The organism is Stenotrophomonas sp. PA-6-5C (assembly GCF_021605635.1).
Lineage (GTDB): Bacteria > Pseudomonadota > Gammaproteobacteria > Xanthomonadales > Xanthomonadaceae > Stenotrophomonas > Stenotrophomonas lactitubi.
Genome location: NZ_WKEE01000091.1, coordinates 1 through 11,569, shown reverse-complemented (window position 1 = coordinate 11,569; position 11,569 = coordinate 1). Strand labels below are relative to the sequence as shown.

Sequence of the window (11,569 nt, the reverse complement as noted above, 5' to 3'; positions counted from 1 at the left end):
GTGGAGGCCACCGCATCCAGCTGGCCCTTGTTCACCGCATCGGTGGCTTGGGTACCGGCGGCCACGTTGGTCACCTGGCGGTTGATGGCGCTGTGGCTGACCCCGGCAGCATCGACCCACTCCTGCGCCGCACCCACCGATACCGCATTGGCACGGTCGGCCAGCGAGCCTGCACCGAGCGCCACGCTGTTGTCGGCGTCCTTGGTGGTCCAGGTATTGCTGCCCAGCACGGTGGCATTGGTGGCCTGCGCATAGCTGTTGTAGCCGACCACGGTGGCACCGTCCTCGGTGGCCCACGCCTCGCTGCCGATCGCGGTGGTGTACTGGCCCGTGCCGAGGCTGTTGGCGTCCTGTCCGGCCAGCGCGTTGAAGCCGACCGCCACGCCATTGAGCCCGGTGGTGGCATTGTTGCCCAGGGCGGTACCGAACTGGCCGGCGCGCGCCTGCACGCCGAAGCCAGCGCCAGCGATCTGCGCGACGGTGCCCTGGCCCACGGCCGTGGACACTTCGGCGGCCTGCGCGCCGCTGCCCAGCGCGGTGCCGAAGAAGGCGGACGTGGCGCCGGCGCCGTAGGCGGTGGACTGCCAGCCGTTGGCCGACGCGAAGTTGCCGACGGCGGTGGCTTCGCGACCATCAGCGGTTGCGCCATAACCGACGGCGGTTGCGGCCAGGCCGTTGGCCTGGGCGATGCCGCCGACGGCGACCGCACCGATGCCCTGCGCCTGCGACTGCGCACCGAGGGCCACACTGGCCGGGCCTGCGCTGCTGCTTTCCACGCCGATGGAAATCGCGCCACCGGCCGTGCTGCTGGCGCCGCTGCCGATCGCCACACCGTCTTCACCACTGGCCAGCGCATTGAAGCCGACGGCGGTGGCGTTGGCCGCGACCGCGGTGGCACCGCTGCCGAGCGCACTGGCGCCGTTGCCGATCGCATTGGCCGCTTCACCCGCGGCCAGCGCGTTGTCGCCTTCGACGTACGCCCCGGCATCGCTGTCGGCACTGCCGCTGGCCTGGAAGTGCTTGCTGGTCTTGTCGGCGACACTGGCCACTGCATCCAGCTGGCCCTTGTTCACCGCATCGGTGGTCTCGGTACCAGCGGCAACGTGGGCGACCTGACGTTCGTTGCCTGCGCTGCCGACGGCCACCGTGTTGGCACGGTCCGCCTTCGAGCCTGCGCCGAGGGCGACGCTGTTGGCAGCGCTGGCCGTAGCGCTGGCACCCAGCGCGGTGCTGTCAGCCGCATCGGCCCACGCATTCCAGCCAATTGCGGTGGCGTAATCGTCGGTGGCCCAGGCCCCGGCACCGAAGGCCGCTGCACCGGTACCGCTGGCACGCGACGGAATCAGACCGAAGAAGGTGCTGCCACCGATGGCGACACTCTCTGCGCCACTGGCTTCGCTGGATTGACCGACGGCGACCGCGCCGCTGCCTGCTGCTGCCGCTCCGAAACCGACAGCCGTGGTGTTGGCACCGGTCGCCGCAGAGCCGTAGCCCAGTGCGGTACCGAGGCGGCCGCTGGCTTCGCTGTAGCCACCGATGGCGGTGGTGCCATCGGCCGAGGCCGCGCTGCGGAAACCACTGGCCAGCGATTGCGCACCGCTGGCGACAGCCTCCGCACCGTTGGCCGTGCCGTAGACGCCGCTGGCCTGTGCAGCGGTGCCGGTGGCGGTAGCGCTGATGCCACTGGCCACCGCACCGCTGCCGAGGGCCGCGCTGTCTTCACCGGTCGCCTGCGCATTGTTGCCCACTGCGGCCGCATTGCCGCCGCTGGCCAGGCTGTTGAAGCCTACCGCCGTGGCGTTCGCTGCTACCGCCGTTGCGCCACTGCCCAGTGCGGTGGCGCCGGTGCCGATCGCATTGGCCGCTTCACCGGCAGCCAGTGCATTGTCGCCTTCCACGTAGGCACCGGCATCGCTGTCGGCGCCGCCGCTGGCCTGGAAGTACTTGCTGGTATTGTCCGCCGTGGCAGCGACGGCATCGAGCTGGTTCTTGTTGACCGCATCGGTGCCTTCGGTGCCCGCGGCGACGTGGGTCACCTGGCGTTCGCTGCCGGCACTGCCGACGGCCACCGTGTTGTCACGGTCGGCCTTCGAACCTGCGCCCAGAGCCACGCTGTTGGCGCCGTTGGCGGTAGCGCTGGCACCCAGCGCGGTCGACTCGGCGCCATGGGCCCACGAGTTCCAGCCGATGGCGGTGGCGTAGTCGTCGGTGGCCCAGGCACCGGCGCCGAACGCCGCAGCGCCGTAACCACTGGCACGCGACGGCACCAGGCCGAAGAAGGTGCTGCCACCGATGGCCACGCTCTCATCGCCGCTGGCCTCGCTGGAATCACCCATGGCCACCGAGCTGGCGCCCGACGCCGCAGCGAACACACCGGCAGCGGTGCTGTTGGCACCACTGGCGACGGTGCCATAACCCAGCGCAGAGCCAAGTCGACCGCTGGCTTCGCTGTAGCCGCCCACTGCGGTGGTGCCGTCTGCAGAGGCTGCCGAACGGAAACCACTGGCCAGCGACTGCGCACCGCTGGCGACCGCCTCGGCACCGTTGGCGGTGCTGTACACCGCCGTCGCCTGCGCGCCTGCACCGGTCGCGGTGGTGCTGGTTTCGCTGGCCACCGCACCATTGCCGAGCGCCGCGCTGTCTTCACCGGTGGCCTGTGCGTTGTTGCCCACTGCGGCCGCATTGCCGCCGCTGGCCAGGCTGTTGAAGCCCACCGCCGTGGCGTTCGCTGCTACCGCCGTTGCGCCACTGCCCAGTGCGGTGGCGCCGGTGCCGATCGCATTGGCCGCTTCACCGGCGGCCAGCGCGCTGTCGCCTTCCACGTAGGCACCAGCATCGCTGTCGGCGCTGCCACTGGCCTGGAAGTACTTGCTGGTCTTGGCCCCTTCGGCGGCCACCGCGTCCAGCTGGTCCTTGTTCACCGCGTCGGTACCCTGGGTACCCGCTGCCACGTTGGTGATCTGGCGGGTGTTGCCGCCGCCACCGACCGACACGCTGTTGTCGCGGTCGGCAATCGAATCGGCACCCAGCGCCACGCTGTTGGCACCGCGCGATTCCGCCGCATTGCCCAGCGCGGTGCTGTTGATGCCCGGCGCATAGGCGCCGCCACCGACCGCGGTGGAATAGTCGCCGGATGCTTCGGTCGCCAGCAGGCCGAACAACGAACCACCGACGGCCACGGCATTGGTGCCGGTAGCCAGGCTGCCCTGGCCGGTGGCGGTGCTGTAGGCACCAGACGCTTCGGAATCGCCGCCGAGCGCGACGCTGTTGGAGCCGGAGGCGTTGGCGAAGTTGCCAAAGGCAGTGGCGTTGAATGCCGATGCGTTGGCGTAGCCACCGATGGCCGTGCTGTAGCCGCCGGTCGCTTCGGCGCCGATGCCGAACGCCGCCGACGCGGTGCCGCTGGCCACGCTTTCACTGCCGACCGCCGTGGCGGCCTCACCGCTGGCGTTGCTGAAGTAGCCCACCGCCACGGCTTCCTCGCCGCTGGCCTCGGACAACACGCCGGTGGCGGTGCTGCCGGCGCCGCTGGCCACCGAGGCCGCACCGAAGGCCGCACTCTGCTCGCCACTGGCTTCGCTCTCGGCACCGTGCGCGGTGGCGTATTCGCCGGTCGCCTGTGCATTGGCACCGATGGCGCTGGCATTGGCTGCAGTGGCCAGCGCATTGAAGCCGATGGCCTGTGCATTGCTGGCCAGTGCATTGGCACCACTGCCCAGCGCGGTTGCGCCGTTGCCGATGGCGTTGGCCGACTCACCGGCGGCCAGCGCGTTGTCACCTTCCACGTAGGCGCCAGCGTCGCTGTCGGCGCTGCCACTGGCCTGGAAGTACTTGCTGGTGGTCGCCGCACTGGCTGCAACCGCATCGAGCTGCGACTTGTTCACCGCATCGGTAGCCTGGGTACCGGCCGCCACACTGGTGATCTGCCGCTCGTTGCCGGCGCTGCCCACCGACACGCTGCGGTCGCGGCTGGCCACCGAACCGGCACCCAGCGCAACCGCGTTGTTGCCACTGGCCGTACTGCCCGCGCCCAGGGCGATCGCGCTTTCACCGCCGGCCACCGTGTTGGTGCCGATGGCGATGCTGTTGATGCTGTTGCCCAGCGCCTGGAAGCCCAGCGCAACACTGTTGTCGCCGTAGCTGAAGGCGCCGCGGCCGACAGCGGTGGAACTGATGCCGTTGGCCCAGCTGTTGTAGCCGATGGAGGTGGCACCGTTGGCGCTGGCCCATGCCGCCGGACCGAACGCCGAAGCATTGCGGCCGGTGGCCCACGCACCGGCGCCGAAAGCGGTGGCGCCCTCCTCGCTGGCGGTGCTGTAACCACCTACGGCGGTGCTGTCGTCCGACTTGGCAAAGGCGCTGTCACCGATGGCGACGGCATAGCTGCCGGTAGCGCGCGACTTGCCGCCTGCCGCGAAGCTGTTGTCGCCGGTGGCCTGTGCCGCATTGCCGAAGGCGCTGCTGCTGGCACCGGTCGCCTGCGCGGCATTGCCGACGGCGGTGGACCCGGCCGACGCGGTGGTGCCGATCTGCACCGGATTGCCCTGGTCATCCAACAGGGGCTGGTTGTATTCGTCGTAGGCTTGGCCGAGGCCGCCCACGGCCACTGCACCGTCGCCGTCGGCGAAGGTATTGCGACCCAGCGCCACGCTGTCGGAGCCGATGGCCGCAGCGCCTGCACCCTGTGCCAGCGCGCCGGCACCGATGGCGTTGCTGGCCGAACCCGCCGCTACCGCACCCTCACCCTCTGCATAGGCACCGACATCGCTACCGCTTTCCGGCTGCGCCTGGAAGAAGCGCGCGGTGGTGTCGGCGGTACTGGCCACGGCGTCCAGCTGCGCCTTGTTCACTGCATCGGTGGCTTCGCTGCCGGCTGCCACGCTGGTGATCTGCCGCTCGTTGCCGGCACTGCCCACGGCCACGCTGTTGGCGCGCACCGCTTCGGAATTCGCACCCAGTGCAACGCTGTTGGCACCGCGCGCGGTGGCGTAGTAGCCGACGGCGGTGCTCTGCGCGCCACTGGCCCAGGTCTGCGCACCCAGTGCGCTGGCGTTCTCGCCCGGTGCGTAGGCGAAGTAGCCCACGGCGACCGACTCGGCACCGGAGGCCTCGGTCAGGCTGCCGTTGGCCACGGCATGGTCACCGCTGGCAACCGCACCGGCACCGACGGCCGTGGCCGCTTCACCACTGGCCTGGGTCTGCACGAAGAAGCCCAGGCCCGGGATCAGATCGGCCGGACCACCAATGGCCACGCTGCTGGTGCCGGTGGCGTTGCTCTGCGTACCGACGGCCGTGGAGTAATCGCCGATGGCATTGGAGACCGCGCCGAACGCCGACGACTGCGCACCTGCCGCGTAGGCACCCACGCCGTACGCCGAGGCGGCGAAACCGCCGGCATCGGCGCTGGCACCGACAGCGGTACCGCCGACCCCGGCACTGGTGGCACCGGTCTCTACCGGCACGCCACCACTGGTGATCAGCGGATTGCCATCGGCATCCACCGCAGCACCGCCGACGGCGACGCTGCCCGGACCGACTGCCTGCGCGTTGTTGCCGAAGGCCGCACTGTTCTGGCCCGAGGCCAGCGCGTTGTTGCCGACCGCAGTGGCGTTCTGCGCGACGGCGGTGGCACCTGCACCGACGGCGGTCGTGCCGTTGCCGATCGCATTGGCGGCTTCGCCAGCGGCGAGCGCGTCATCTCCCTCGGCCAATGCACCGGCATCGCTGTTGCTGCTGCCGGTGGCCTGGAAGCGCTTGGCGGTGGTATCGGCTACCGCTGCCACGTCCTTCAACTGGCCGACGTTGACCGCATCGGTATCTTCGGTACCAGCGGCAACACTGGTGATCTGCCGGGTCAGGCCGTAATCGACCGCACCTACCGAAACGGTATCCACGCGATCAGCCAGCGAGCCGGCGCCCAGCGCCACGCTGCCGGTGGCCACGGCGGCCGAATTGGAGCCCAGTGCGGTGCTGTACTCACCCACCGCCGTGCTGAACGCACCGACGGCAATCGACGCTTCGTTGGCAGCAGTCGCACCGCGGCCCAGCGAGGTGCTGCCCGGGCCCATCGCCACCGCGCCTGCACCGACCGCAGTTGCGCCATCAGCGCTGGCTTCGGACAGCGCACCCAGTGCGGTGGCTGCGCCGTTCTCGCTGGCGGCGACGGCATGGGCACCGACGGCGGTATCACCAAGGCCGAATGCGGCCGCGCTCTGCCCGACCACCACGCTGGCATCACCGAAGGCGAGCGCGTTCTGGCCGAAGGCACTGGCCCCGACGCCCGCAGCAATCGCCTGGGTGCCGACCGCAGTGGTGGCGTTGGCCAGCGACTGGCTGCCACTGCCGACCGCGATGGCGCCCTCGCCTTCGATCTTCGCCGCGTCGCTGTTGTCACCGGCGCCATCGGCCTTGAAATAACGGCTGCCCTCGGCCGCCGCCTGCGCAAGCGCAGCCTGCGTGGCGCGCGCCTGTGCATCCAGCTGCGCCTTGTTCACCGCATCGGTGGCGGCGGTACCGGCGGCGACGTTGGTCACCTGCCGTTCCTTGCCGGCATCACCGACAGAGACGGTGTTGGCGCGCGCTGCCTTGGAACCGGCGCCCAGCGCCACGCTGTTGGCACCGGTGGCACTGGTACCGGCACCGATCGCCACCGCGTTGCTGCCCTTGGCGCTGGCAGTGCCATCGACCGCGCACTTGTCCACCACTTTGCTGTTGAGCACCACGCAGTTCGCGCTGCCGCCAATCTCGACCGACTGCGCCGAAGCGATGCCGGTCATTCCCAGTCCCATTGCCAAGGCCAACGCTGCGGCCAGTCGTGCCGGCGCGGCATCCGTCGCACTGCGGCGCTGGTCGACGACCCCGCCTGATGAGCTGGAAGAGGCCAGTTCCGAGGCCACCACCAACTGACCCAATGCTTTGTTCCAGACCTTGCGATAAATCCGATTCATCGGTACGGCTCCTGATTGGACTGGTTTTGGGCAAAGCAACGCCACCGCCGAACCTTCGTGGTTCAACGTCCCCTGGGGGCGTTATTCGCGTGATTTACTGCGGGGTATTGCCGAACGGCGCGCAGGGACAGAAAACCGAGCGCATGCGCCGTGCGGTTACTGCGGGATGAACAGATTTGAAACGGGGGTCAAGTGTTAACGGCATCTTTGCGAATCGTCAAGAGTTTGACGCAGCAAAAGCCATTGCCGTGAAGCAGTTCACTGTTTCACTTGTTTATGTACGTATTTTGTTAGGCATGCGTGAGGAAATCCTCACATATGAAAACGTATGTAACTGATGGTCAGCACAGGATTTTCCGTATTCAAAAAGAAAAACCCGCCGGTTTCCCGGCGGGTTTCCATACGCGATGGCATCGTCAGCTGCGCAACGCGTGTGCGATCAGCCGCACCACACCCGCGCGTTGCGGAACATGCGCATCCACGGTGAATCGCCCTGCCACTCGGCCGGGGCCCAGCTCAGGTTGAGCGCGCGCGGGGTGCGCTCCGGATGCGGCATCATGATGGTCACCCGGCCGTCGGTGCTGGTCAGGCCGGTGATGCCATCGGGCGAGCCGTTCGGATTCAGCGGGTACTGGCTGGCGACGTTGCCGTTGCCATCGATGTAGCGCAACGCGACGCGGGCCGTGGCCTGGTCGACGGCGTTGTCGAACACCGCCTGGCCTTCGCCATGCGCCACCGCCACCGGCAGCCGCGAACCGGCCATGCCCCGCAGCAGGATCGACGGCGACTCCACCACTTCCAGCAGCGCAGTGCGGGCTTCGAACTGCTCGCTGGCGTTGCGGCGGAACTGCGGCCAGTGTTCGGCGCCGGGGATGATGTCCTTCAGCTGGCTCATCATCTGGCAGCCGTTGCACACGCCCAGGGCGAAGCTGTCCTCGCGCGCGAAGAACGCGGCGAAGGCATCGCGCAGCGCAGTGCGCTCGAGGATCGAGGTCGCCCAGCCGCGGCCGGCACCCAGCACGTCGCCGTAGCTGAAGCCGCCGCAGGCGACCAGGCCGGTGAAGTCCTGCAGCGCCACGCGGCCTTCGATGAGGTCGCTCATGTGCACGTCGAATGCGCGGAAGCCGGCACGTTCGAAGGCGTTGGCCATCTCGATCTGGCCGTTGACGCCCTGTTCGCGCAGGATCGCAACGCGCGGACGCGCCCCGGTCTGCACGAACGGCGCTGCCACATCCTCGGCCAGATCGAAGCTCAACTTCGGCTTCAGGCCCGGCGCGGTGAAGGCGCGGGCGATCTCGCGCTCCGCATCGGCGTTGGCCGGATTGTCGCGGCGCTTCTGCATGGCGTGGGTCACCGACCACCAGGCATCAAACAACGCTTCCCAGCGCCATTCGGCCAGCGAGTCACCGCCCAGCGACACCCGCACCACCGGCGCGGTGGTCGGCTTGGCGATGCGCTGCGCGCACTCGGTCAGCGCATGGCGCTCGACCAGGTCAGCGAACGCGGCGCGGTCCTCGCGGGCGATCTGCACGACGGCGCCCAGCTCTTCATTGAACAGGCTGCGGAACGGATCATCGCCCCAGGCGTCGAGGGTGATGTCCAGGCCCAGGCGCGAGGTGAAGGCCATTTCGCACAGCGCGGCGAACGCACCACCGTCGCTGCGGTCGTGGTACGCGCGCAGCAGGCCGGCCTGGCGTGCATCGCGGATCAGCTCGAAGAAGCCACGCAGGCGTTGCGGGTCGTCCAGGTCCGGGGCGGCACCGGCGAACGCCGGCAGGTCGCCATGGTCGGCGTGCACCTGGGCCAGGATCGAACCGCCCAGGCGCTGCTTGCCGGCACCGAGACCGATCAACCACAGCTCGCTGTCGATATCGCGGTCCAGCAGCGGGGTCAGCTGCTGGCGTGCATCAGCCACCGGCGCGAACGCGGTGATCACCAGCGACACCGGCGACACGCTCTTGTGCGCCTCGCCCTGGTCGTGCCACTGCGCCTGCATCGACAGCGAGTCCTTGCCCACCGGGATGCTGATGTCCAGCTGCGGGCACAGTTCCATGCCCACCGCCTTCACCGCGTCGTACAGCAGCGCGTCTTCGCCCGGGTGGCCGGCAGCGGCCATCCAGTTCGCCGACAGCTTGATTTCATCCAGCGCATCGACCGGGGCCGCGCACAGGTTGGTCAGTGCTTCGCCCACGGCCATGCGGGCCGAGGCAGCCGCGTCCAGCAGCGCCAGCGGCGTGCGTTCGCCCAGTGCCATCGCCTCGCCGGCCACGCCGTCGAAATCGGCCAAGGTGATCGCCACGTCGGCCACCGGCAGCTGCCACGGGCCAACCATCTGCTCGCGCGCGGTCAGGCCGCCCACGCTGCGGTCGCCGATGGTGACCAGGAAGTTCTTGGAGGCCACCGTCGGGTGCGCGAGCACGCGCAGACCGGCTTCCTGCAGATCCAGGCCAGCGGTCTTCAGCGCCGGCCAGCGCGGCGCCGGCGGGTGCGCGGTATCACGGTGCATCTTCGGCGGCTTGCCGAACAGCACGTCCATCGGCAGGTCGATCGGCGCGTCGGCCGGAATGTTGCCCGGCACGGCGCCATAGGCCACCACCAGGTGTTCGGCTGCGGTGGCGACACCGACCGCAGCGAACGGGCAGCGCTCACGTGCGCACAGCGCGGCGAATTCGGCCAGGCGCTCCTGCGCCACACCGAGCACGTAGCGCTCCTGCGACTCGTTGCACCACAGCTGCATCGGCGACAGCGACGGATCGTCGGTGGGCACCTTGCCCAGGTCGATGATGCCGCCCACACCGGAATCGTGCAGCAGTTCGGGAATGGCGTTGGACAGGCCACCGGCACCGACGTCATGGAAGAACTTGATCGGGTTGTTGGCACCCATCGCCACGCAGCGGTCGATGACCTCCTGGCAGCGACGCTCCATTTCCGGGTTGTCGCGCTGCACGCTGGCGAAGTCCAGGTCCTCGGCGCTTTCACCGGAGGCGACCGAACTGGCGGCACCGCCACCAAGGCCGATCAGCATCGCCGGGCCGCCGAGCACGATCACGGCATCGCCGTCCTGCAGCAGGATCTTGTCGACCTGCACGCGATCGATGGCGCCAAGGCCACCGGCCAGCATGATCGGCTTGTCGTAGGCGCGCACCAGGTCAGCGCCTTCCGGCAGTTCGAAGCTGCGGAAGTAGCCGAGCAGGGCCGGCCGACCAAATTCATTGTTGAACGCAGCGCCGCCGAGCGGGCCGTCGGTCATGATTTCCAGCGCCGGCGCCATGCGCGGGTTCAGCGCGCGCGGCGCTTCCCACGGCTGCGGCAGCTCGGGGATACGCAGGTGCGAGACCGAGAAGCCGCTCAGGCCGGCCTTCGGCTTGCCGCCACGACCGGTTGCGCCTTCGTCGCGGATTTCACCACCGGCGCCGGTCGAGGCGCCCGGGAACGGCGCGATCGCGGTCGGATGGTTGTGCGTTTCCACCTTGATCTGGAACGCGCTGGGCACCTGCGGTTCGCGGCGGTACTCGCCGCTGGCCGGGTCCGGGCGATAGCGCGAGGCTGGATGGCCTTCGATCACCGCCGCATTGTCGCTGTACGCGCTGAGCGTGTGCTGCGGCGTCTGCTGGTGGGTGTTCTTGATCATCCGGAACAGCGAGCGGTCCTGCTCCTGGCCGTCGATGGTCCAGCTGGCATTGAAGATCTTGTGCCGGCAGTGCTCGGAATTGGCCTGCGCGAACATCATCAGTTCCACGTCCGACGGCGACCGGCCCAGCGCGGTGAAGCGCTCGCGCAGGTAGTCGATCTCGTCCTGCGCCATGGCCAGGCCGAGGCGCTGGTTGGCGGCCTCCAGCTGGTCCACCGGTACGCGCTCCAGTTCGCCACGGGCCGGGGTCGAGAACAGGGACTGGCCCTGATCGACGGTCTCCAGCACCGACTGCGTCATCGGGTCGTGCAGCACCTTGACCAGTGCCTGCTGGGCGGCGGCATCGGCCGGCCATCCAAGTACGTCGATGCGCAGGCCACGCTCGACCCGGCTCACCGGCTGGCCGGCACCGCGGACCAGTTCGCTGGCCTTGCTCGACCACGGCGACAGCGTGCCCAGGCGCGGCACCACGATGCGGCTGACCGCACCGTCAGCGACCGCCTCGGACTGCGGGCGGGCTTCCAGGATGCGGCACAGGGTATCGACGTCGGGGGCGGCAGTGCCCTCGGCCTGCACGAAGTAGACGTGCCAGGCACCGCTGATGCGCAGGGAGGGAGCGATGGACTGCAGGCGGGATTCAAGACGTTCGCGGCGGAACGGCGACAGGGCGGGCGCGCCCTCGAGGACCATCATGTCCGGGGAACCGTAGTTGGGAAACGGGCCCGACATTGTACCGGAAGCGGGGGGAGGCTTCGGCCGGGCGGCGCCCGGCACCCGCAGAGGCCGGAGCCAGAGCCAGAGCCGAAGCAACGGCAACGGCCACAGCCAAAGCCAAAACAACCGCTGGATTGCTGTGGGCTGGGTGGGGCGGTGTGGGCCAGCAGGACACGCCGTAAACCCATCCATGGGGGCTCGATGGCGCCATCCATGGCGCCAACGGTCCTGCTGGCCCACACCACCCCACCCTCGACAGTTTCCTGCTGCTGTTGGT

The 11,569-nt window shown here is 69.2% G+C and carries 2 protein-coding genes; both read right to left on the bottom strand.

All coding sequences use genetic code 11. The features are described from left to right. On the bottom strand, window positions 1–6,947 hold a 6,947-nt coding region (locus tag GIW57_RS22990), incomplete at its 3' end, for an ESPR-type extended signal peptide-containing protein (protein ID WP_236513026.1). A 439-nt stretch (window positions 6,948–7,386) separates the two neighbouring features. After that, window positions 7,387–11,271, bottom strand: coding sequence for a phosphoribosylformylglycinamidine synthase (purL, locus tag GIW57_RS22985; RefSeq protein WP_202908250.1), 3,885 nt, complete (start codon window positions 11,269–11,271; stop codon window positions 7,387–7,389). Between the last annotated feature and the right edge of the window lie 298 nt (window positions 11,272–11,569).

Coding starts and splice junctions, on each gene's coding strand:
- purL (WP_202908250.1), bottom strand. CDS start 11,271: ATGATGGTCCTCGAGGGCGCGCCCGCCCTGTCGCCGTTCCGCCGCGAA.